The sequence below is a fragment of the Rhodococcus sp. MEB041 genome (genome assembly GCF_030208955.1).
GTDB lineage: Bacteria > Actinomycetota > Actinomycetes > Mycobacteriales > Mycobacteriaceae > Rhodococcoides.
Genome location: NZ_JARVSZ010000005.1, coordinates 747,139 through 771,643, shown reverse-complemented (window position 1 = coordinate 771,643; position 24,505 = coordinate 747,139). Strand labels below are relative to the sequence as shown.

Annotated in this window: 12 protein-coding genes and 1 riboswitch; of the genes, 7 read left to right on the top strand and 5 right to left on the bottom strand. The window is 69.9% G+C overall.

Annotated elements, in window-relative coordinates:
* Nucleotides 1–23: 23 nt before the first annotated feature.
* Nucleotides 24–1,568 (top strand): L-arabinose isomerase, encoded by a 1,545-nt coding sequence (gene araA / locus QRN16_RS17790; protein ID WP_285188657.1) that lies wholly within the window; start codon nt 24–26, stop codon nt 1,566–1,568.
* Nucleotides 1,569–1,577: 9 nt separating this feature from the next.
* On the opposite strand, the gene QRN16_RS17785 is transcribed toward araA, so the two are convergent.
* Together QRN16_RS17785 and QRN16_RS17780 are read right to left on the bottom strand one after the other, a co-directional pair.
* Nucleotides 1,578–2,330: an exodeoxyribonuclease III gene (locus QRN16_RS17785; RefSeq protein ID WP_056447998.1), complete on the bottom strand. Its 753-nt coding sequence runs from the start codon at nt 2,328–2,330 to the stop codon at nt 1,578–1,580.
* Nucleotides 2,331–2,424: 94 nt separating this feature from the next.
* Nucleotides 2,425–3,576, bottom strand: a complete 1,152-nt coding sequence (locus QRN16_RS17780) for an MFS transporter (protein ID WP_285189018.1) — start codon at nt 3,574–3,576, stop codon at nt 2,425–2,427.
* 296 nt (nt 3,577–3,872) lie between these two features.
* Nucleotides 3,873–3,991, top strand: a riboswitch (SAM riboswitch).
* A 227-nt stretch (nt 3,992–4,218) separates the two neighbouring features.
* Here QRN16_RS17780 and QRN16_RS17775 point away from each other — a divergent pair.
* The 5 genes from QRN16_RS17775 to QRN16_RS17755 all read left to right on the top strand — a co-directional run bounded on the left by QRN16_RS17775 (nt 4,219) and on the right by QRN16_RS17755 (nt 19,242).
* On the top strand, nt 4,219–5,574 hold the full coding sequence (locus tag QRN16_RS17775) for a bifunctional o-acetylhomoserine/o-acetylserine sulfhydrylase (protein WP_082544638.1): 1,356 nt from the start codon (nt 4,219–4,221) through the stop codon (nt 5,572–5,574).
* On the top strand, nt 5,571–6,722 hold the full coding sequence (metX, locus tag QRN16_RS17770; protein WP_285188652.1) for a homoserine O-acetyltransferase MetX: 1,152 nt from the start codon (nt 5,571–5,573) through the stop codon (nt 6,720–6,722). The genes QRN16_RS17775 and metX overlap by 4 nt, the downstream gene beginning before the upstream one ends.
* A gap of 177 nt (nt 6,723–6,899) precedes the next feature.
* Complete coding sequence (locus QRN16_RS17765) at nt 6,900–17,405, top strand: non-ribosomal peptide synthetase (protein WP_285188650.1); 10,506 nt, start codon at nt 6,900–6,902, stop codon at nt 17,403–17,405.
* Nucleotides 17,402–18,406, top strand: a complete 1,005-nt coding sequence (locus QRN16_RS17760; protein WP_285188648.1) for an ATP-binding cassette domain-containing protein — start codon at nt 17,402–17,404, stop codon at nt 18,404–18,406. The genes QRN16_RS17765 and QRN16_RS17760 overlap by 4 nt, the downstream gene beginning before the upstream one ends.
* A complete protein-coding gene (locus QRN16_RS17755; RefSeq protein WP_056447645.1) occupies nt 18,403–19,242 on the top strand; it encodes an ABC transporter permease in 840 nt (279 codons plus the stop codon). Before QRN16_RS17760 ends, QRN16_RS17755 begins: the two co-directional genes overlap by 4 nt.
* Here the strand turns inward: QRN16_RS17755 and QRN16_RS17750 are convergent.
* Both QRN16_RS17750 and QRN16_RS17745 read right to left on the bottom strand, forming a co-directional pair.
* Nucleotides 19,239–19,505, bottom strand: a complete 267-nt coding sequence (locus tag QRN16_RS17750) for a DUF3017 domain-containing protein (protein ID WP_027503762.1) — start codon at nt 19,503–19,505, stop codon at nt 19,239–19,241. The genes QRN16_RS17755 and QRN16_RS17750 overlap by 4 nt on opposite strands.
* 92 nt (nt 19,506–19,597) lie before the next feature.
* Nucleotides 19,598–20,470 carry a bifunctional methylenetetrahydrofolate dehydrogenase/methenyltetrahydrofolate cyclohydrolase gene (locus QRN16_RS17745; protein ID WP_027503763.1) on the bottom strand — a complete coding sequence of 291 codons (873 nt, stop codon included), beginning with the start codon at nt 20,468–20,470 and terminating at the stop codon, nt 19,598–19,600.
* A 54-nt stretch (nt 20,471–20,524) separates the two neighbouring features.
* On the opposite strand from QRN16_RS17745, the gene QRN16_RS17740 reads away from it, so the two are divergent.
* On the top strand, nt 20,525–20,989 hold the full coding sequence (locus tag QRN16_RS17740) for a tRNA (cytidine(34)-2'-O)-methyltransferase (protein ID WP_285188645.1): 465 nt from the start codon (nt 20,525–20,527) through the stop codon (nt 20,987–20,989).
* A 103-nt stretch (nt 20,990–21,092) separates the two neighbouring features.
* On the opposite strand, the gene QRN16_RS17735 is transcribed toward QRN16_RS17740, so the two are convergent.
* Nucleotides 21,093–24,404 carry an error-prone DNA polymerase gene (locus tag QRN16_RS17735; protein ID WP_285188643.1) on the bottom strand — a complete coding sequence of 1,104 codons (3,312 nt, stop codon included), beginning with the start codon at nt 24,402–24,404 and terminating at the stop codon, nt 21,093–21,095.
* Between the last annotated feature and the right edge of the window lie 101 nt (nt 24,405–24,505).

Sequence of the window (24,505 nt, the reverse complement as noted above, 5' to 3'; positions counted from 1 at the left end):
TCTGCGGTGACCAGGAGGTTCCCATGTCCGTCGTCGAAACCAGGTCCGCCCCGTCCCCCTCGCCCGCACCGTCCGGTGTCGCCCGACCCGAGGTCTGGTTCCTCACCGGCAGCCAGAGTCTGTACGGTCCCGAGACTCTCGAGCAGGTGGCGGTGCAGTCCCGCACGATCGCCGAGAAACTCGACGACGCACTGGGTGTGACGGTGGTCTGGAAGCCGGTGCTCCTCGACGCGTCGTCCATCCTGAACCGGATGCGCGAGGCCAACACGACCGACGACTGCATCGGGGTGATCACCTGGATGCACACCTTCTCCCCCGCCAAGATGTGGATCGCCGGCCTCGACGCCCTCGACGTGCCCCTCCTGCATCTGCACACGCAGGCCGGGATGTCGCTGCCGTGGTCGACCATCGACATGGAGTTCATGAACCTCAACCAGGCCGCGCACGGCGACCGGGAGTTCGGTCACATCCAGTCCCGCGTCGGTGTGCTGCGGACCACCGTCGCCGGACACGTCGACGATCCCGCCGTCGTCCGGCGCGTCGAACAGTGGACGTGTGCGGCGCGCGGTCGCGCCGACATGCGGTCGCTCCGGCTGGCGCGCTTCGGCGACAACATGCGCGACGTGGCCGTCACCGAGGGCGACAAGGTGGAGGCTCAGCTGCGGTTCGGCGTCTCGGTGAACACCTACGGTGTCAACGATCTCGTCGAGGTCGTCTCCGCGGTGGACGAGTCCGCGGTGTCCGCCCTGGTCGACGAGTACGTCGAGACCTACGACGTCGCGTCCGCGTTGCGGCCGGGCGGCGATCGACACGAGTCGCTGCGCTACGGCGCACGGGTCGAGGCGGGAATGCGACAGTTCCTGACCGAGGGCGGATTCGGCGCCTTCACCACGAACTTCGAGGACCTCGGCGGCCTGCGTCAGCTCCCCGGACTCGCGGTCCAGAGGCTCATGGCCGACGGGTGGGGCTTCGGCGGCGAGGGCGACTGGAAGACCTCGATGTTGTTGCGCGCCATGAAGACCATGGCCATCGGGCAGCCCGGCGGCACGTCGTTCATGGAGGACTACACGTACCACCTCGTGCCCGGCGAGGAGAAGATCCTGGGGGCACACATGCTCGAGGTGTGCCCGTCCATCACCACGGCGACCCCGACTCTCGAGATCCATCCGTTGTCGATCGGCGGGCGCGAGGATCCCGTACGACTGCGCTTCACGGCGGATCCCGGCGCCGGCATCGTCGTGGGCATCTCCGACGTCGGCGAACGGTTCCGCCTCACCGCCAACGTCATCGAGGTCGTCGAGCCGGACGAGGCGCTGCCCTCCCTGCCGGTGGCCTGCGCCGTGTGGAAACCGCAGCCCTCGCTGTCGGTGTCCGCGGAGTCGTGGCTCACAGCCGGCGCACCGCATCACACGGTGCTGAGCACCGCGCTCGATCTGCCGGTACTGGAAGCGTTCTCGGACATGATCGCGGTGGAGTTGCTCACGATCGAGGAGGGCACCACCACACGAGACTTCCAGCGCACGTTGCGCTGGAACGCGGCGTACCACCGACTGGCCGCCGCGTTGTGAGCCGACCGGTCAGCGGTAGACGACGGTGACCGGTGCGTGGTCGGACCACCGCTGGTCATAGGTGTCGGCCCGCTCGACCACGGCGTCCTTCGCGCGGTCCGCGAAGTCCCGGGTGGCCATCTGGTAGTCGATGCGCCACCCGGCGTCGTTGTCGAAGGCCTTACCGCGGTACGACCACCAGCTGTAGGGCCCGTCGACGTCCGGGTGGAGCGCTCGCATCACGTCGACCCATGCTCCCGACTCACCGACGAGAGCGTCGAGCCAGGCGCGCTCGCTCGCCAGGAAGCCGGACTTGGTGCGGTTGCCCTTCCAGTTCTTCAGATCCCGTTCGGTGTGCGCGATGTTCCAGTCGCCGCAGACCACGTGATGCTCGCCCGAGGACGCGAGCGCCGCGAGACGGTGCTCGAACGCGGCCATGAACCGTTCCTTGGAGTCCTGCTTCTCGGTGCCCACCTCACCGGACGGCAGGTAGAGACTGGCGACGGTGACGGCCGGATCTGCTCCGACTGCCGGGAAGCAGGCCTCGATCCAGCGCCCCGCGTCGTCGAACTCGGCGCTCCCGAACCCGACGACGAAACTGTCCGCAGGAACCCGCGACAGGATGGCGACACCGTTGCGGCCCTTCGCGGACGGCTCGGCGGACACGAGATGCCAGCCCTCGCCCAGCGCGGGAGCGAGGCATGCGAGCAGCTCCTCGTCCGTCGCCCGCGTCTCCTGCAGGCAGACGATGTCCGCCGCGGACTGCTCGAGCCACTCGAGCATGCCCTTGCGCACCGCGGCGCGCACTCCGTTGACGTTGACCGACGTGATGGTGTGAGACACCGCAGCACCGTATCCGACAGGGCGGACAGGACCGTCAGGCGGCGAGACGAGCGTCGGTGCGACGCTGCATCGCCACCGACGTGGCCAGAACGGCGATGCCGGCGATCGCGAGACCGGCACCCACCACGGCCGGCGCCGTGTAGCCGAAGCCCGCGGCGATGACGGCGCCGCCGAGGGCGGCCCCCAGCGCGTTCGCGAAGTTGAACGCCGCGTGGTTGAGCGAGGCGGCGAGGGTCTGCGCATCGGCGGCGACGTCCATCAGTCGCGTCTGCAGTCCGGGCACGATGGCGGATCCCGATGCGGCGATGAGGAACACGACGATCAGAGCGGTCACCGGGTTGTGCGCCGCGGCGACGAACACCGCCAGGCTCACCGCGACGGACGTCATCGCCAGGAAGAGCCCGGGGACGAGCATGCGGTCCGCGATCCATCCGCCGGCCATGTTGCCGACCACCATGCCGAGGCCGTAGATCATCAGCGCCAGGGGCACCGCGGCCTTGGACAGACCGGCCACGTCCGTCAGAGTCGTGGCGATGTAGGTGTACACGGCGAACATGCCGCCGAAGCCCACCATGCCCACGAAGAGGGTCATCCACACCTGCGTGCGCCGGAAGGCGCCCAGCTCGGTCCGCGGGTTCGTGGTGGGCATCGAGTCCAGTCGCGGCAGCCACACCGCGAGGGCGGTGACGGTGAGGGCACCGATGACGGCGACGATGCCGAACGCGCTGCGCCAGCCGAACGCCTGGCCGATCCACGTGGCCGCCGGCACACCGACGACATTGGCGACGGACAGTCCCATCATCACCATGGCCACCGACTTGGCACGCGCACCGGGATCGGCGAGGTGGGCGGCCACCAGCGCTGCCACACCGAAGTACGCGCCGTGCGGCAGTCCGGCGACGAAGCGGGAGGCCATCAGCTCGTGGAAGCTGGGCGCGAACACCGTGCCCAGGTTGCCGAGAGTGAACGCCACCATGAGGGCGAGAAGCAACGTCCGCCGCGGTATCCGCGCCGCGAGCGCGGCGATGACGGGCGCACCCACCACGACACCGACGGCGTAGGCGGAGATGAGGTGGCCGGCGCTGGGCTCGGACACCCCCATCGTGGTCGCCATCTCCGGGAGCAGGCCCATCGAGACGAACTCCGTGGTGCCGATGCCGAAACCGCCGAGCGCGAGCGCCAGCATCGCGACGCGTCGGCGGCGCACCCGCAGCCGATCCGCCGCGGGGTCCGCGGCAGCAGCGGGAAGGACGTCGAACGCGACGGAGGGGGGTGTCACGAGCTCACTTTCTGGTCTGCGCCCGTCGTCGATCGTTCATGATCGATTCAGAAGCGCTCGGGTGGTCAACGACGACGGGCGCCCCGAGAGGCGCCCGATCACCTGACCAGTCTGACCGTCGGCAGGATCATTCGCCAATCGAACGATCGTGAGTTCGGCCACCCTCGTGCCGTCGACACCCGACCCGCTACCATTCCCGCCAAGGTCATGAGTGCCAGCATCGAGCCCCGGCTTGCTGGCCGGCAACCCTCCAACCGCGGTGGGGTGCCCCGGGTGATGACCGGGTTACTCGGCCCGAACGGGCCGAGAGCAAGCGCGGGCCCGTCTCCTCGGGCCCACCGACCGACGATCTCGGAGGTACCCATGTTCTCCCACCGACTGTGTTGTAGCCGGCGATAGGCCCCGACCCTTCTCTCCACGAAGATCGGCTCGCCTACTGCGCTCTGCACACGGTGAGGTGCCTCTCGTGCTGCGGGCGTGGCGGCTGCCGACGTGGATCCCACTCGAGCACTCCACTCGAGCACCACCCCCACGAGGAGCACGACACCCATGACCGATCACACTTCCGACACCGGTGCCACCGAGGGCGACGTCGTCGACGCAGCCGGAGCACCCGTCGAGGATCCGGCACTGAACTGGAGCTTCGAGACGCGGCAGGTGCACGTCGGACAGGTTCCCGACGTCACCACCCACGCGCGCGCCCTGCCGATCTACCAGACGACGTCCTACACGTTCGACAACACCGACCACGCCGCCGCGCTGTTCGGGCTCGCCGAGCCGGGCAACATCTACACCCGCATCATGAACCCGACGCAGGACGTCGTCGAGCAGCGCATCGCCTCGCTCGAGGGCGGCGTCGCCGCACTGCTCGTCTCGTCCGGCCAGGCCGCCGAGACGCTGGCGATCCTGAACATCGCCGAGACCGGCGACCACGTCGTCTCCAGCCCCCGTCTGTACGGCGGCACGTACAACCTCTTCCACTACACGCTGCCCAAGCTGGGCATCACCGTGTCCTTCGTCGACGATCCGGACGACCTCGACCAGTGGGAGAAGGCCGTCCGCCCCGAGACCAAGGCGTTCTACGGCGAGACCATCTCCAACCCGAAGAACGACATCTTCGACATCCGCGGAGTGTCCGACGTGGCACACCGCCACGGCATCCCGTTGATCGTCGACAACACCGTGGCGACGCCGTATCTGATCCAGCCGCTGAAGCACGGTGCGGACATCGTGGTGCACTCGGCCACCAAGTACCTCGGCGGCCACGGCACCGCGATCGCCGGCGTCATCGTCGACGGCGGTGGCTTCGACTGGACACAGGGTCGCTTCACCAACTTCACCACCCCCGATCCCAGCTACCACGGTGTGGTGTTCGCCGATCTCGGCGCTCCGGCCTTCGCACTCAAGGCCCGCGTGCAACTGCTGCGCGACATCGGCGCGGCGGTCTCCCCGTTCAACGCGTTCCTCATCGGCCAGGGCATCGAGACACTGTCCCTGCGCCTCGAGCGACACGTGCAGAACGCGACGTCGGTCGCACAGTTCCTCGAGCAGCGCGAGGAGGTGACCAGCGTGAACTACGCCGGGTTGCCCTCCTCCCCGTGGTACGAGCGCGGACAGGAACTCGCCCCGCGCGGAGCGGGTGCCATCGTGGCGTTCGAACTCGCGGGCGGTGTCGACGCGGGCAAGCGTTTCGTGGATGCGCTGGAGCTGCACAGCCATGTCGCTAATATCGGAGACGTGCGTTCACTGGTGATCCATCCCGCGTCGACGACGCACTCGCAGTTGACGCCCGAGGAGCAGCTGGCCTCCGGAGTCACTCCGGGCCTGGTGCGACTCGCAGTCGGTATCGAGGGAATCGACGACATCCTGGCCGATCTGGAGAAGGGTTTCCGGGCCGCATCTTGACACTCGATCTCCACTCGCCTGCCCGTCCGTCGGCATTTCCGCCGGCGGACGGGCAGGTGGGCACCGTGCACATCGGCGACGTTCCCCTCGAGAGCGGACGCGTGGTTCCCGACGCGACGGTCGCCGTGCAGCGGTGGGGCGAGGTCTCGCCCGCGCGGGACAACGTCGTTCTCGTCCAGCACGCGCTCACCGGGGACTCGCACGTCACCGGACCGGCCGGACCGGATCACCCGTCGCCCGGGTGGTGGACCGGCATGGTGGGTCCCGGCGCACCCCTCGACACCGATCGCTGGTGCGTGGTGGCGACGAACGTGCTCGGCGGGTGCCGAGGTACCACGGGTCCCGCGTCGCTCGATCCGGACGGTGTCGCGTGGGGATCCCGATTCCCGGCCATCTCCATCCGCGACCAGGTGGCGGCGGAGCGCATGGTCGCCGACGCCCTCGGCATCGACCGCTTCGCGGCGGTCGTCGGCGGCTCCATGGGCGGTATGCGCACTCTCGAGTGGCTGGTCTCCTACCCGGACCGTGTCGCCTCGGCACTGGTGCTCGCCGTCGGTGCGCGCGCGTCCGCGGACCAGATCGGCACCCAGACCACGCAGATCGCCGCCATCACCGCCGACCCCGACTGGCAGGGCGGTGACTATCACGCCTCCGGTCGCGCTCCGCGTGCCGGACTCGCCGTCGCTCGGCGCATCGCGCACCTCACCTACCGCACCGAGCACGAACTCGACGCCCGGTTCGGCAACGAGCCCCAGATCGGCGAGGACCCGCTGAACGGCGGGCGCTACGCGATCGCGAGCTACCTCGAGCATCAGGCGACCAAGCTCGTCGACCGCTTCGACGCCGGGACCTACGTGCTGCTGTCGGAGGCCATGAACCGGCACGACGTGGGCCGCGGGCGAGGCGGGCTCGAGGCGGCCCTGGGGTCGATCCGCACGCCCACCATCGTGGGCGGCGTCGACTCCGACCGGCTGTACCCCCTGCGGCAGCAGCAGGAGATCGCCGATCTGATCCCCGGGTGCGACGGGTTGCGCATCATCTCCTCGCGCGACGGCCACGACGGCTTCCTCACCGAACCCGACGCGGTGTCCACGATGCTCGTGGCCACCATGGCGTTGGCCTCCGACGCGCTCGCGGCGGAGGACTGACCCTCACGCTCCCCTGAGCTTGGCAACTCTCACAAAGAAACTTGGAGTCCTCGAGGACGAGGGAAATCAAGTTTCTGGTTTGTTAGTGTTCGACATCGTGTGGTCTGCACCGCAGCGCTCGACGCTGCGGTGACCGAAGGGCCCACCGTGGGGATGCGAGCGAGCCGGGGGAACAGCATGTCGGACGATCACCCGGGCTCGGGCGCGGGAGCGGACGACTACACCGAGGTCTTCGATCTCACCCGCGCGCAGCGGGACATGTGGTTGCTGCAGGAACTCGACCCCGAGGTCACCTTCGCCGTCGCGCACTACATGGACATCCGCGGCCCGCTCGACGTCGACCTTCTCGAGCAGGCCATGCGTCTCGCCACTCTCGACACCGGCTCGATGCTCACCCGACTCGTCACGAGTGACGCGCAGGACGAGCGCGTCGACTCCGACTCGCTCCGCCAGCGGCTCGACCTCTCGCTCCTCGACATCGACCTCGATCGCATCGACGTCAGCGACGACGAGTTTCCCGAGGAGGCGGCGGCCGAGATCATGACGGAGTTCACCCGTCCCCTCGACATGTATCGGGACGCGCTGGGCTACACCGCCGTCATCACCCTGGCCGAGGACCACCACTACTGGTACGCCCGCGGCCATCACGTGGCCATCGACGGCTACGGAGCCTCGGTCGCCGCCGCTCGCACCGCCGAGATCTACACCGCGCTGGTACGCGGCGAGGATCCACCGCCGTCGCGAGCACGGCATCCCCGAGCCTTCGCCGAGGCCGAGGCGCGCTACCGGGCGTCGTCGCGGTACGAGCGCGATCGAGCCCACTGGGCCGGTCTGCGCGATGTCCTCGGCGAGCCGGTCTCGATGTCCGGGCGGGTCGCGCCGCCGTCCGCGTTCAACCACCGCTGCGACACGCTGCTCGGTACCTCGGCGGACCGGACGGTTCACGACGCGGCGGAGCGTCACGGATCCACCGTCGCGGTCGTCGTCGCCGCCGCGTTCGCCGCGTTCCTCGCGCGTGTCACCGACACACCCGACGTCGTCCTGACGATGCCGATGGCCGCCCGCGTGACGTCGTGGATGCGCGAATCGGCGTCCATGGCCGCCAACGCGGTACCCGTGCCCGCGCACTGCGGCGGCGGCGTCGACATCGGCTCGGTGGTCCGCGAGGTCGGGAACCGCGTCAGCGAATCACTCCGTCACCAGCTGCTTCCCGCCTCGGAGATCGCCCACCTGCTCGGTGCCCCCGGCGTCACCCTCGGTCCCACCATCAACCTCATGATGTTCGGCGAACGTGTGGTGCTGGGCGACATCCCGGCCGATCTCGAACTACTGACCTCCGGACCGACCGCGGACATGGCCGTGACGGTGCACGAGAGCACCACCACGGGTCGCCTGCGGGTGGACCTCGAGGGCAACCCCGCCCTGTACACGGCCGACGAACTGGTCGTCCACAGCGAACGGTTCGCCCGCTTCCTCGTCGACTTCGCCGAGGCCGACGTCGACACACCGCTGCGCGCGCTGTCCCTCGTGACCGACGAGGACCGCGCCGCCGTCCTGCCGGCACTCGATCCGCTGGTGCCGCCGTTCGCCACGTTCGCCGACATCCTCACGCACGGGCTGGTGCTGGGCGAGAAGGTGCCCGCCGTCGTCGACGGCGACATCGCACTCTCCTATCCCGAGCTCGACCGCCGCTCGGACGCCCTGGCCCGCGAGTTGCTGGATCTGGGTGTCGGTCCCGACGTCATGGTCGTGTCCGCGCTCCCCCGCTCCCACGCGTCCGTCACCTCGGCCTGGTCCATCGCGAAAGCGGGCGGCGCATACGTGCCGGTCGACCCCGCCCTGCCTGCCGACCGGATCACCACCATCATCGGCGACAGCGGCGCACTGGTCGGTATCACGACGAGCGCACTGGTGAATTCGCTTCCCGCGCAGGTCGAATGGGTCCTCGTCGACGAGGAGAGAGCACCGCTCACCGGCGAGGGCCTCGTGGGAGCACGGCGCCCCGGACCGGACGACCTCGCCTACGTGATCTACACCTCCGGCAGCACGGGGACGCCGAAGGGCGTCGCGGTGACGCACCGGGGCTTCGCCGCGATGACGTACGCGGCCGTCTCGGCGCATCGTCTGCCGCGCGGCGCGCGGGTGATGCACTTCGTGTCACCGGGATTCGACGCCTCCGTCCTCGAGATGGTGCTGGCCTTCGGGTCCGGCGGGACGCTGGTCGTCGTGCCGACCGACGTGCACGGGGGCGAGGAGCTGGCCGAGGTGCTCGACTCCCAGCGCATCGACGCCGGTTTCATCACGCCCTCGGCCCTCGCCACCGTTCCTGTGGCGCCGGGCGCGGGTCCGCGTGCCATCGGAGTCGGCGGGGACGTCGTCCCGGTCGCGCTGGTGGACGAGTGGGCGCCCGGACGCCGGATGGTCAACGTGTACGGGCCGACCGAGAGCACGGTGGCGGTGACGTTCGGTCCCCTGGTCGCCGAACACGAGGTGGAGCTGGGGTCGCCCTTCCCGGGTATCCGCGCCTTCGTCCTCGACAGCTCGCTCGCACTGACACCGCCCGGCTGTGTGGGTGAGCTCTACCTCGGCGGTACCGGCATCGCTCGCGGGTACCTCGGCCGTACCGCCCTCACGTCCGAACGTTTCGTCGCCGATCCGTTCGGACACTCCGACAGGCTCTACCGCACAGGCGATCTGGTGAAGTGGACCTCCCGCGGCACCCTGGTCTACCTCGGGCGCCGGGACAGCCAGGTGAAGGTGCGCGGATTCCGGATCGAGCTCGGCGAGATCGAGGAGGCGCTGCGCGCGCTGCCCGACGTCGCGGACGCCGCCGTGGTGGTCCGCGGTGACGGCACCCTCCGCACCGTCGAGGGCTACGTGCGCATGACGCACGCGGGCGCCGTCGCCGACACGCTGCTCGACGATCTCGCTCTTCTGCTCCCCCACTACATGGTGCCGAACCGGCTCACGATCCTCGACGAGATGCCGTTGACGCCGAACGGCAAGATCGACAGGCGACGCCTCCCCGAACCGCGTGCCCGTGAGAGCCGTCCCGCGCGCGCTCCGGAATCGGAGAACGAACTCCTGGTGGCGAGCGTCCTCGCCGACGTCCTCGGCCTCGACGACGTGGCCGCCACCGACGACTTCTTCGAACTGGGCGGCAACTCCCTGCTCGCGACGAGGGTCGCCGCCCGGATCTCCGCGGTGGGGGGCCATGCCCTCGGGGTTCGCGAGGTGTTCCGGCATCCCGTGGTCGAAGCGCTCGCACTGCACCTGGACGACGGCACCCCGTCCACCGGCGATCAGGACGGCCCCGTGCCCGTCGACCGTTCCGTGCCGATCCCCGCCTCGCCGTCCCAGCGCAGCATGTGGTGGATCGAGCAGTACCGGCCGTCGGCGACCTATCACGTGCCGCTCGCTCTCCGCGTCACCGGTACGTTCTCGGTCGAGGCGGCGCGGGCCGCGCTTCTCGACGTCCTCGATCGTCACGAGAGCCTGCGCACACTCTTCGACCGCGACGACGCCGTCGACGGCCCCGTGCAGCGTGTCCTCGACATCGACACGGCCACAGCTCTGTTCGATGTCGACGTGCTCGACGCGCCGGACACGGACGCCGTCCTCCCGGCGCTGTCGGACGTCGCGTCCCGCCCCTTCGATCTCGCCGTCGACCTGCCCCTGCGCGCCCGGATCGTCCGCGTCGCCGGCACGTCCGGACCGGCGGCCGATCACGTCCTGGCTCTCGTCCTCCACCACGTGTGTGTCGACGGGTGGTCGCTCGGCGTGCTGGCCACGGACCTCGTCGTCGCGTACTCCGCGCGGCTCGAGGGTCGCACCCCGGCGTGGTCCCCGCTGCCCGTGCAGTACGCCGACGCCTCGGAATGGAAGCGGCTGGCACTCGGGTCCGCGGACGATCCGGAGTCGGCTCTCGCGACGTCCGCGACCTGGTGGGCCGACGCGCTCGCGGATCTCCCCGACGTCCCCACTCCCGGTGCCGATCGCCCGCGTCGCGCGGAACCGTCCGGACAGGGCGCGACGGTGTCCGTCGTCCTCGACGGCGATCGTGGAGTGCACGTCGATGCCCTCGCCCGCCGAGTCGGCCTGTCCCACTTCATGATCGTGCACGCCGCACTGGTCCTGGTGCTGAGTCGGTCCGGAGCAGGCGACGACGTCACCATCGGCACCGCCGTCGCCGGACGCGATCACCCGGACCTCGACGGGGTCGTCGGCATGTTCGTCAATTCCGTGGTGCTGCGCACCGTGGTCGACGGCGCGGCGACCGTCGCCGACCATCTCGACGCCGTGCGGGCGGCCGACCTGGACGCGTTGGCCCGAGCGGACATGCCCTTCGACACCCTCGTCGATCTCCTCGACCCACCGCGCACTCCGGGCCGCCACCCGCTGTTCGACGTCATGCTCACCACCCGCAGCACGCCGGACACGTCGGGCGCGGTGGGCGATGCACGGGTGACCGCCCACGGGATCGACGTCGCGCGGGCGAAGTACGACCTGGAACTGGTGCTCGACGAGTCACCCGGGCATGCCGGCCCGCGGTCGAGCATCGATCTCACCTATGCCACCGACCTGTTCGACGAGCGCACCGCGCGGGCAGTCCTCGATCGACTGCTGGCCGTGCTCGACGCGATCGCCGCCGACCCCGACGCGCTCGTCGCCGACATCGACGTCCTGCTGCCTCCCGAGCGCGCGGCGACGGTACCGATGCGGGAACGAGCGCGAGCTCGGTCGACGGACTCGACCTCCGCGCTCGACGCTCTCGTGGCGCATCACGCCGAGGCCACTCCGGACGCGGTGGCCGTGGTCGAAGGCGACCGGCGGACCACCTACGCAGAGCTCGAGGCACTCGTCGCCCGCGGCGCCGCACGCCTCGTCGACAACGGCGTCTCCGCCGACACGCGTGTGATCGGCCTGCTGCGACGCTCGACCGAGTCGGTGGCCGCGATCCTCGCCGTCTCACGCGCCGGCGGTGCCATCGTGCCCGTCGATCCCGACTACCCGGCGGACAGGCGCTCGTTCATGGTGCGGGACAGCAAGACGCTGCACGCCGTCTGCTCCGATCCCTCGGACGTCCCGAGCGACGGCTTCCTGTGGTCCACGACCGACTCACTGTTCGCCGAGGAGAACGTCCCGACGTGTCCCGACGACGGTGGCTGGGTGGTTCCGCTCGGCTGCACGGCGTACGTCACCTACACGTCGGGAACGACCGGACGCCCCAAGGGCGTCCAGGTCACACGTCAGGGATACGCGAACATCACCAGCGAACTGGTGCGCGCCTACGGGGCGGACACCGACGCCCGCGTGCTCGCCTTCGCCTCTCCCAGTTTCGACGCCTCGATGCTGGAACTGGGCCTCGCCTTCGGATCCGGAGGCGCGCTGGTGGTGGTGCCCCCCGGAGTCGTGGGCGGTAAGGAACTGGCGACGCTGCTGCGCCGCCACGACGTGACGCACTGCTTCCTCACCCCCTCCGTCCTGTCGACGCTCTCCGCCGACGACCTCGTCCCCGGCGACCCGGTGCTACTGTCCGCACTCGGCGTCGGCGGCGAGAACTTCGGCTCGGAACTGCTCGATGCGGTCGCGCCCGGACGCACCGTCATCAACATCTACGGGCCCACCGAGACCGCGATCTGCACCCACGCCAGGACGCTGCACGAGGGTGACGACGTCGCACTCGGGCGCCCCGTCGCCGGGATGCGGGCAACCGTGCTCGACGCCTCGCTGCAACCGGTGCTGCCCGGAGTCGAGGGCGAACTGCACCTCGCCGGAGTACAACTCGCACGGGGTTACCTCGACCGGCCGGGCCTCACGGCGACACGCTTCGTCGCCGACCCGTTCGGCCCGCCGGGAAGCCGGACCTACCGCAGCGGCGACCTGGCCCGGTGGACCTTCGCGGCCGATCCCGATAGCACCGAACCGGTCGTCCGCATCACCGGTCGCAGCGACTTCCAGGTCAAGATCCGTGGTCTGCGGATCGAGCTCGGCGAGATCGACGCCGTGCTCGCGTCGGCACCGGGTGTCGGTGGAGCCGTCACGCTGACGACGCCCGGACCGACCGGCGAGACCCTGCTCGTCTCCTTCGTCCATCCCGTCGCCGACGAGCCGGCCGCCCTGCGATCGAACGATCTGCTCCGCCTCGCCCGCACTCGGCTGCCGCGTCACATGGTGCCCACCGCGATCGTCGTCGTGGACGCGTTTCCGCTGACACCGGTGGGCAAGCTCGACCGTGCGGCGTTGCCGATGCCGTCCGTCCTCGTCGACGAGGACGACCGCGCTCCCGGAACCGCCGCGGAGGCAGCCCTCGCGGGTGTACTCGCGCAGGTCCTGGGTGTCGAGCGGGTCGGTGCCACAGCGGACTTCTTCGCGCTCGGGGGAACGTCGCTGACCGCGACGCGCTACGCCGCGCGCATCACCGAGGTCACCGGTGTGCCCGTCGCCGTACGCACCATCTTCGATCGACCGACGGTCGCCGAGCTCGCCGAACTGCCCGAGTTCGCCGACGTGACAACAGATCCGGGCACCCTCCCATCGGCCGCCGCGGTGACACCCGCGGAGCGACCCGATCCCGTCCCGCTGACGCCGGCGCAGCTGTCGATGTGGTTCTCGTCGAAGGTGGCGAGCACCGCCACGGCGTACACGATCGTGGCCGGACTGCTCGTGGAGGGTCCGCTCGACGTCGACGCCGTCGGTGCGGCCGTGAACGACGTGATCGCGCGGCACGAATCGCTGCGCACCGTGTATCCCACGGTCGCGGGCGAGCCGGTGCAGGTGGTCCTCGACGCCGCTCCCGTCTCCGTCGAGCTGGTCACACCTTCCGACTCCGACCTCGATCCGTCGGCGCCCGAGGTGCAGGCGGCACTCGACGAGGTCGCCCGGCGACGGTTCGATCTCGCGACCGAGGCTCCCGTCCGTGCCGTCGTGGTGCGCCTGTCGGAGCACAGCCACGTCGTCGGCGTCGCGGTCCATCACATCGCCGCCGACGGCGAATCGGTGGCGCCGCTCACCACCGACCTGCTGCTGGCCTACGAGGCTCGCCGCACGGGAGTCGCACCGGTGTGGCCGACGGAGCCGGTGCAGTACATCGATCACGCGCTGGCACTCACACTCTCGGTGGGCAGCGCCGACCACACCCGCGCCGTCGACTTCTGGCGCTCCGCCCTGGACGGTGCTCCCCCCGTGCACTCGGTACCTCTGGACAGCCCGCGCCCCGACCGGCCCACCGGCCGCGCCGACGTCGTCGACGCGGTCCTGAGTCCGCAGGTCCGCGAACGCGTGCTGGCCTGTGCGGCCGATCACCGCGGTACCGAGTTCATGGTGGTGCACGCAGCACTGGCCGCCGTGCTGGCCGCGCACACCCCCGGGATCGACCCGCTGCTCGGAACGGCGGACGTCGTCGTCGGCACCCCCTACGCGGACCGCGCCGGAGCCGAGTCGATGGTCGGCATGGCGGTGAACACCCTCGCGCTGCGGGTGCCGGTGTCGTTGGCATCCACCTTCGACGAGATCGTCGAGCTGGTGCGGGACCGCGATCTCGCGGCGCTCGACCATGCCGCGGTTCCGTTCGAGACGCTGGTGTCGACACTGCAGCCCGAACGTCATCCGGCACGCCACCCGATCGTCCAGATCATGCTCTCGGTCCACGCCGCACCGCCGCTGCACCTCGACCTCGGCGGGCGCACCGTCTCCGCGCTCCGCCTGCCCGTGGAGCGATCCGCCTTCGATCTCGTCGTGACCGTCCGCGCCCGGACGGACGGTGGTGCCGACGTGTCGGTCACCTATGCCCGAGACCTGTTCCTGCCCAGCACCGCTCGTCACCTGGCCGACGCCGTGGTGGACACCGTGGACCGCGCCACGTCCGATCCCGCACTGTCGATCGCGAGCCTCACGGGCCCGTCCCGCCTCCCGTCCGAGACGGAGCTCCTGGACGTGCTGGTCGAGCGTGTCGCGCGCAACTCCCCGGAGCGCGTGGCCGTAGTCGCTCCCGAGGGCACCCGCACCTACGGTGAACTCCTCACCGCTGCAGACGCTCTCGCCGACCGACTCCGCGCAGCCGGCGCCGGGCCCGGACGTACCGTGGCGCTCGCGATGAGCCGGTCCGCGTCCTCGGTGACGGCGTTCTGGGCCGTCGCAAGGACCGGTGCGACGATCCTCCCTCTCGATCCGACGTATCCCGAGGAACGTCTGAGCTACATCCTCGACGACGCGAAACCCGTCCTGGCATTGCGAGCGGCCTCGGATCCCGTGGTCGCGCCGGACGCCGTCAGGTGGTGGACCCTCGACATCGACGGAACGCCCGATCACCCCTCCACGCCCGACGCGGCCCTCCCGGCCACGGTCCGGCGCAGCCTCGACGACGTCGCCTACCTCGTCTACACCTCGGGAACGACCGGGCGCCCGAAACCCGTCGGCGTCACCCATCGCGGCATCGAGAGCCTCGCCGTCGCCCTCGGAACCGCGTTCGACACCGACCGGACGTCTCGCGTCCTGCACGCGGCGTCACCGGGGTTCGACGCGGCGATCCTCGAGATGTTGCTGACGGTGATCCGCGGATCGACGTCCGTGGTCGCGCCGCCCGCCGCCTACGCCGGCAGGGCGCTCGAGGCCCTGATCGAGCGTGAGCGCGTGGACGTGCTGTTCCTGACGCCTGCCGCGCTGGCGACCCTGGATCCTCACACCGTGTCCGGCGTGCGGTCGGTGGGCACCGGCGGCGAGGCGCTTCCCGCGGCTCTGCTCGAGGCGTGGGCCCCGGGTCGCCGCATGGTCAACGCCTACGGCCCCAGCGAGACCACGGTGGCGGCGACGATGGGCGTCCAGCGCGCCGGCCGCGCACCCCACATCGGACTCGCCGTGCCCGGGACCGCCCTGCGCGTGCTCGACACGACACTTGCCGAGGTCGCCGACGGCGACGTGGGTGAGCTGTACGTCTCCGGACCCGTAGTGGCACAGGGCTATCCGGGACGCCCGGGGCTCACGGCGGCACGCTTCGTGGCCGACCCGTCCGGCCGCCCGGGCGGCCGGACGTACCGCACCGGCGACCTGGTGCGGGTCGCATCCGACGGCATGGTCGAGATGACGGGCCGATCGGACACCCAGAGGAAGATCCGCGGTGTCCGCATCGAACCCGCCGAGGTGGAGGCCGTGCTGGCCGCACATCCGGCCGTGACGTCGGTGGCCGTCGTCGTCGAGGAGAACTCCGTCGGCGCGGCGCTCGCGGCACACGTCACGGTGCACGGCACCGTCGACTCCGCCGCCCTGCGGAGCTTCGCCGCCGAGAAGCTCCCCCGTGCCCTCGTCCCCGCGACGGTCACCGTGCATTCGTCGTTGCCGCGCACCCCGCACGGCAAGGTCGACCGACGCGCACTGCTCATCCCCCTGGGCCGGCTCGAACCGCTGGCTCCGGATCATCTGAGCGCCGCACCTACCCGGACGACCACCGCCACGGCGATCGCGCCCGCCCGGTCGTTGCTCGACACCGTCCGGAGCGTCTTCGCCGACGTGCTCGGGGTGGACGCCGTCGGCCCGGACGACGACTTCTTCGCTCTCGGCGGGAACTCCCTCGCCGCGGTGCGGGTCATGGACGTCCTACGTGAGCGCCTCCGTGCCGACATCGCTACCGACGTCGACCCCGATTCCATCGACGTCACCTGGTTCTTCGACGCAGCCACCCCGGCTGCGTTGTCCGCTCGCGTACAGGAGCTGATCATGCTCGACGACAATCACGGCACCCGAGGCGACGGCGGCAGCCACGCGAACGGTTCCTCCACGAACGGCTCGGGCACGAACGGGTCCGCAGCCAACGGAACCGCCACGAGGACCGGATCACACGCGGCACCCCCGCCCGTCGCCGAGCCGTCCGCTCGCACCCCGAAGCCGCCGGTCCGCCGCACCAGCACCGACGCGGTGCTGCCGTTGCGTGCCGGCGACGACGGTGTGACTCCCCTCATCTGCGTGCATCCGGCGATCGGTCTCTCCTGGAGCTACACCGGACTGCTGCCACACCTCGATCCGTCGATCCCGGTGCTGGGTCTGCAGGCCCGCGGCATCGGCATCCCCGCACCCGAGCCCGCGTCGGTCGCGGAGATCGCGCGCGACTACGTCAACACCGTGCGCGCCCAGTTCCCCACCGGCCCCTACCGACTCCTCGGGTGGTCACTCGGCGGTCTCATCGCCCACGCGATGGCCGTGGAGATCGAGAAGCTCGGCGACGAGGTCGAGCTGTTCGTCATGGACGCGTATCCCCTCGCCGGAAGCGACCGCCCGCGCACCGAGATGTCCGTGGCGTCGCTGATGCGTGAGTTCCTTCCTCTCGAGGTGACCGTCGACGACGACATCGATCTCGACGAGGCCATCGCCATGATCCGCGGCGCGGGGGGACCGACCGCCCATCTCGACGAGGGGCAGATGCGACGGCTGTACGAGCGCTACCAGCTTTTCGTCGACCTCGGCCACGACCACACCCCGGCCCGGTTCTCGGGCGATCTCCAGTTCTTCTCCGCGACCGTCGATTCCGATCCCACCCTCACGCCGTGGGCATGGCGGCGCTACATCGCCGGGTCGATCACCGACTACCCCGTCGACGTCCCGCACAACGCGATGGGCACGCCGGACGCGCTGGCCGCCGTCGCACGTCGCCTCGGCGGTGTGCGTCCGGCGCTGCTCGCCGGTGCCCGGTGACCGCCGGACTCTCCGGAGGAGCGACTCTCGCCGTCGACGTCCGATCGTTGGTCAAGGACTACACGGGACGACGTAACATGCACCGGGCCCTCGACGGCGTCGACCTCACGGCCGCTGCGGGACAGGTCACCGCGGTGCTCGGCCCCAACGGCGCAGGCAAGACCACCACCGTGCGGATCGTCGCGACACTGATTCGGCCCACGTCGGGTTCCGTCCACGTCGCGGGCGTGGACGCCGTGAAGGACCCGCGCACTGTGCGTGGGCTCATCGGGCTGTCCGGCCAGTACGCCGCCGTCGACGGTCGGCTCACCGGCTACGAGAACCTCCGTATGCTCGGGCGGCTCTACGGGCTCAGCAGCCGAGACGCACGCGCGCGGGCGCGCGAGCTCCTCACCCGGTTCCGCCTCGATGACACGGGAACCCGCTCGGTCTCCACGTTCTCCGGCGGTATGCGCCGTCGTCTCGATCTGGCGGGCGCGCTGGTGGCGCGGCCACCCCTCATCGTGCTCGACGAACCCACCACCGGTCTCGACCCCCGCAGTCGGAACGACATGTGGGACATCGTCACCGACCTCAAGGCGGACGGAACGGCAGTGCTGCTCACCACCCAGTATCTCGAGGAGGCCGACCGACTGGCCGACGCGATCGTCGTCGTCGACGGCGGTGTCGTCGTGGCCAGGGGCACCCCGTCCGATCTGAAGTCGCGCGTCCGTCCGCCGTCCGTCGAGGTGCGCCTCGCCGACCCTCGTGACCTGCGCCTGGCAGCGGATCTGCTCCCGCGGATGAACTTCCGCGTGCACCGCGCCTCTGCGTCCGCCGGATGGTTCACTGTGGATGCGCCGTGGGGCAGCGAATCCATGGTCGACGTGCTGAGTCGCCTGCACGGCACCGGTATCCGTGTCGGCGACGCGCGGGTGAACGTGCCCGATCTCAACGACGTCTTCTTCCAGTCGACCGGTAGCGCGTCCCCCGCCGCCGCCCTCGCGACGGCCACCGCATGACCGCCGAACTGGTCGGTCCCCGCGGAGTCCGGGAGCAGAACGCCTCGAGCTTCCTCGTCGACTGCGTGACCATGACCCAGCGCAACCTGCTGACCATCCTGCGGGTCCCACAGTTGTTGCTCGGAGCGACGATTCAGCCCCTCATGTTCGTCCTGCTCTTCAGCTACGTCTTCGGCGGAGCACTGGGCGGTGCCACCTACCGCGAGTTCCTCATGGGCGGCATCTTCACGCAGACCGTCGTGTTCAGCGCCGCGTTCACGGCCATCGGGCTCGCGACCGACAGCAAGGAGGGCATCGTCGACCGGTTCCACTCGCTGCCGATGTCGCGTCTGTCCATCGTGCTGGGGCGCACTCTCTCCGACATGCTCGTGTCGGTGGTGAGCATCGCCGTGATGATCGGCGCGGGCTACGCCGTCGGGTGGCGTATCCGCGGGAGCGCTCTCGACGCACTGGGCGCCGTACTGCTGCTGATGTTCTTCGGCTTCGCCATGTCGTGGATCGGCGCCGTGGTCGGATCCGTCGCCAGCACTGCCGAGAGTGCCCAGAGCGCGCTCATGATCATTCTGTTCCCGATCACGTTCATCTCGTCCGCGTTCGTGCCGTCCTCGACGCTGCCGGGTCCGCTCCGCGCTGTCGCACAGTGGAATCCGATCACCTCGGTGGCCCGGTCGACGCGCGAGTCGTTCGGCAATCCCACCGCGCCGTCCGTCGCGATCCGCGAGCCGATCAACTGGGCGTCGACACACCCGATGCTGTACTCCGTGATCGTCTCGCTGCTGATCCTCGCGATCTTCGTCCCGTTGACGTTACGGGTGACCCGCTCACGCGAGGGCTAGTCCGTCCCGAGCGGATCGATCGAGACGGCGAGCCACACCACCGCGCTGCCCACAGCAGCCAGGGAGAAAGTGTCGAAGGCGCGCGACCGCACGGCCAGGATCCCGACACGCTCACTTCCGAGGCACAACCGGCACGCGGCGGCGATCAGGGTCGCGACACCGAACACGAACGCGCCGCGGCGCCACCGGTCGGCGAGCACCAAGACCACGGCGACGACGATCACCAGCACGACGGCGACCACCGGGATGCTGCGCCGGAGCATGTCCCGCGCCGGCCTCCGCCGCGTCGGCTTTCTCACGAACGGCCGGCCTCCGGCCTTCCCGCCCGTCACCGACCGGCCTCCGGCCTTCCCGCTCATGACGAGACCGACTCCGATGCGGCCAGCATGCGCTCCGCGCGCTCGACGACGTTGCTCAGCAGGAACGCGCGCGTGAGGGGTCCGACGCCGCCGGGATTCGGGGACAGGAAGCCGGCGACCTCGTCGACACCGTCGGCCACGTCGCCCTTCAGCCCGTCGTCGGTGCGTGAGACGCCGACGTCGATGACCGCGGCACCGGGCTTGACCATGTCCGGGGTGATCAGTCCGACGACGCCGGCACCGGCGACGACGATGTCCGCGCGCCGCACCTCGGTGGCCAGGTCACGGGTACCGGTGTGGCACAGCGTCACGGTGGCGTTCTCGGAGCGCCGGGTGAGGATGAGCCCGAGAGGCCGGCCGACGGTCACGCCGCGTCCGACGACGACCACATGAGCACCGGCGATGGGGACGTCGTAGCGACGCAGCAGGTGCACGATGCCGCGGGGAGTGCACGGGAGGGTGGAGTCCTCGCCCAGGACCAGTCGGCCGAGGTTGACGGGATGCAGGCCGTCGGCGTCCTTCTCGGGGTTCACGCGTTCGAGGGCGCGGTTCTCGTCCAGGTGCTTCGGCAGCGGGAGCTGCACGATGTAGCCGGTGCAGGCCGGGTCGGCGTTCAGCCCGTCGATGACGGCGTCGAGCTCGTCGCTGGACACGTCCGCCGGGAGGTCGCGCCGGATGGAGGCGATGCCCACCTTGGCGCAGTCGTTGTGCTTGCCTCGCACGTAGGCAGCGGAGCCCGGATCGTCACCGACCAGCACCGTCCCCAAGCCGGGGGTGATCCCACGCTCGCGCAGTGCGGTGACCCGCGCGGTGAGGTCGACGAAGATCTCGTCGCGGGTGAGTTTGCCGTCCAGTCGCGTTGCGGTCACACCGCACAGTTTCCCACGCTCGGGCAGGCGGGTGGGACGTGGCAGTCTGATCAGGTGTTCCGTCTGATGTTCCACGAACCGCGTATCCCGCAGAACACGGGAAACGCCATCCGCCTCGTCGCCGGTACGGGGTGTGAGCTGCACCTGATCGAACCGCTCGGCTTCGACCTGTCCGAGCCCAAGCTGCGGCGCGCCGGTCTCGACTACCACGACCTGGCGTCGGTCACGGTGCACCCGAACCTCGAGGCGGCGTGGGACACCCTCGCGCCCGAGCGGGTCTTCGCCTTCACCGCCCATGCCACCACGTCCTACGCGTCGGTGTCCTACCGGCCCGGCGACGTGCTGCTGTTCGGGCCCGAGCCCACCGGCCTCGCACCGGAGGTTCTCGCCGACCCCCATGTCACCGATCGCCTGCGCATTCCGATGCTCGCCGGGCGCCGCTCGATGAACATCACCAACGCCGCATCCGTCGTCGTCTACGAGGCGTGGCGTCAGTGCGACTTCGAGGGCAGCGTCTGAGCTTCCCGGACTGTCGAATGGCGTTTGTGCTCCGGTCGAGGGCGCGCGGAGCGGGATCCCGCCGGATCGGCGCGCGAGAGGAGCAGAACGCCCAACCACAGGATCAGCGGAAGTCTCGGGAGCGCAGCAGCACTCGCAGGTCCAGCGTCTCGAGCTTGTCGGCCACCAGCGTCACCACCCCCTCGGCGTTCTGCACGATGCCGCGGATGAACAGGGCCTGTGACAACTGCGCCGCGGAGCGGTACTTCTGCCACAGTCCCACCGAGCACACAACGTTGATCATCCCGGTCTCGTCCTCGAGGTTGATGAACGTGACTCCCGCGGCGGTGGCGGGACGCTGACGGTGGGTGACCGCCCCGGCCACGAGCACCCGATCTCCATCGGCCACCGACAGCAGGCGGTCCGCAGGGACCACGTCCATCTCGTCGAGCCGCTCGCGCAGGAACTGGGTGGGGTAGCTGTCGGGCGAGACACCGGTGGCCCAGATGTCCGCGGCGGCCAACTCCCACGCACTCATTCCCGGCAGCGACGGCGCCCGGGTGGACGCACCAAGTGCCGGGAGTCGATCGGGGCGTTCGGCTGCGGCGGCCCCGGCTGCCCACAGCGCCTCTCGACGTGTCACACCGAAACACGCCAGGGCGCCGGCGGTGGCCAGCGACTCTGCTTGCGTGACGGAGAGTTCGACACGTCCGGTGAGATCGAGCAGAGACGTGAACTGCCCGCCGGACTCCCGCGCTGCCACGATCTTCTCGGCCAACGCCGTCCCGATGGACCGCACGTCGGACAATCCCAGGCGCACCTCGAGGCCGTCGTTCTCCACGGTGGCGTGGGCGAGACTGGCACGGACGTCCGGCCCGTGCACCAGGACACCGTGCCGGCGAGCGTCGGCCACCAATGATTGCGGCGAGTAGAAGCCCATCGGCTGAGCGCGGAGCAGCCCCGCACAGAATGCGGCCGGGTGGTGCAGTTTGAACCACGACGAGTAGAAGACCAGCGACGCGAAACTCTGCGAATGACTCTCGGGGAAGCCGAAATTGGCGAAGGCGTAGAGCTTGTCGAAGATGCGGTCGGCCTTCGCGCCGGTGATGCCGTGCAGGTCGCGCATCCCGTCGTAGAAACGCTGACGCATGCGGTCCATCTTCTCCGGACTGCGCTTGGACCCCATGGCCCGACGCAGTTGGTCCGCCTCGGTGGCCGAGAACCCGGCGACGTCGACGGCCATCTGCATCAGCTGCTCCTGGAACAGCGGTACGCCGAGAGTGCGTTCGAGTGCCCGCTCGAGCGACGGGTGATCGAAGGTGACGGGCTCGAGTCCGTTGCGGCGCCGGACGTACGGGTGCACCGAATGTCCCTGGATGGGTCCGGGTCTGATGAGGGCCACCTCGACGACGAGGTCGTAGAACTCCCGCGGCTTGAGGCGAGGAAGCGTCGCCATCTGGGCCCGCGACTCCACCTGGAACACCCCGACCGAATCCGCGCGCTGCAGCATTTCGTACACCGCGGCCTCGCCGAGGTCGAGTTCGGCGAGATCGACGTGCAGTCCCTTGTGCTCCTTCACCAGGTCGATCATGTAGTGCAGCGCCGAGAGCATGCCGAGCCCGAGCATGTCGAACTTCACCAGACCCACTGCGGCACAGTCGTCCTTGTCCCACTGCAGCACGGTGCGGTTCTCCATGCGCGCCCACTCGACGGGGCACACGTCGGCGATCGGCCGATCGCAGATCACCATGCCGCCGGAGTGGATGCCGAGATGCCGTGGGAAGTTCTCGATCTGCGCGGCGAGTTCGAGCACCGGGAGCGGGATGGTGGTCTCGCGGGCCTCGGCGGACAGGTCTCGCCCCGGCACCCCCGACCAGCGGGTGATCTGCTTGCTCCACGCGTCCTGCTGACCCTGCGATGCCCCCAGCGCCTTCGCCATGTCGCGTACCGACGACTTCCCGCGGTAGGTGATGACGTTGGCCACCTGTGCCGCGTAGTCGCGGCCGTACTTGGCGTAGACGTGCTGGATGGCCTCTTCCCGACGGTCGGACTCGATGTCCACGTCGATGTCCGGCGGGCCGTCGCGCTCGACGGAGAGGAACCGCTCGAACAGCAGACCGTTGCGCACCGGGTCGACGTTGGTGATGCCGATCGCGTAGCAGACAGCGGAGTTGGCCGCGGATCCTCGCCCCTGACACAGGATGTCGGCCCTCTTGCAGAAGTCGACGATGTCGTGGACCACCAGGAAGTAGCCGGGGAAGTCGAGTTCGGTGATGACGGCGAGTTCGCGGTCGATCTGGGCGTAGGCCGCAGGTTCGTCCTCGCGTCGACCGTAGCGTCGCTCGGCACCGCGCATCGTCAACTCGTGGAGCCACGTGATCTCGGTGTGGCCCTCCGGCACGTCGAACGGCGGCAGCTGCGGCGCGATGAGGTGCAGGTCGAACGCGCACTCCTCCCCCAGCGCCGCGGCGTGGGACACGGCGGTGGGATACGCCGAGAACAGCTGCGCCATCTCGGCCCCGGAGCGCAGGTGCGTCCCACCCAGCGGCGGAAGCCAGCCCGACGCGTCGTCGAGGCTGCGCCGCGCACGGACCGCTGCCATGGCCATCGCGAGTCGGCGCCGACTCGGCCGCGCGAAGTGCGCCGACGTCGTCGCGATGACCGGGAGCGACAACCGCTCGGCCAGTTCCGCGAGCACGTCGTTGCGGTCGTCGTCCTCCGCGATTCCCTGACGGGTCAGCTCCACCGTGACCCGGTCCCGACCGAACCTATCGACGAGTTCGCGTAGTGCCTGCTCTGCCGCCGCCGGCCCGCTCTCGGTCAGCGCACGTCGCACACTGCCCTTCCGGCACCCCGTCAGGATCTGCCAGTGCCCTCCTGCTGCGTCGGCCAAAGCATCGATGTCGTAGCGCGGACGCCCCTTTTCGCCCCCGGCGAGATGCGCGGTGGCGATCTCCCGGGAGAGCCGTCGGTAGCCTTCCTGCCCGCGAGCGAGTACCAGCAGATGAGTTCCGTCCGGATCGGCTGCGCCGGTGCGTGATTCGGTCGGCATGCCCGGGTCACCCAGGGAGAGCTCGGAGCCGAACACCGTCTTCATGTCCAGCTCGCGCGCCGCTTCGGCGAAGCGCACGACGCCGTACATGCCGTCGTGGTCGGTCAGCGCGATGGCGTCGAGACCCAGCCGGACGGCCTCCTCGACCATCTCCTCCGGCTGGGAGGCTCCGTCGAGAAAGCTGAACGACGAATGCGCGTGCAACTCGGCATAGGGGACGGTGTTCTTCGGGCGCACCACCGCGCCTTCGTACGGATCCCGCTTCCGCGACCAGGCCGGACTGTCACCGCCGTCGCCCGCGGCCAGCGGATCGATGACACGGGGCTTTCCCGAGAGCAGCCGCTCCATCTCGGTCCAGCTGGGCGGCCCGTCGTTCCAGCCCATGACGCACCCCCACTCTTCGAACGTATGTTCCCATTGGACCACCACCTCCACTCCGGCGGCAAGTCGTCGGAAACCGTGGTCTCGCCCGGAACCACACCCCC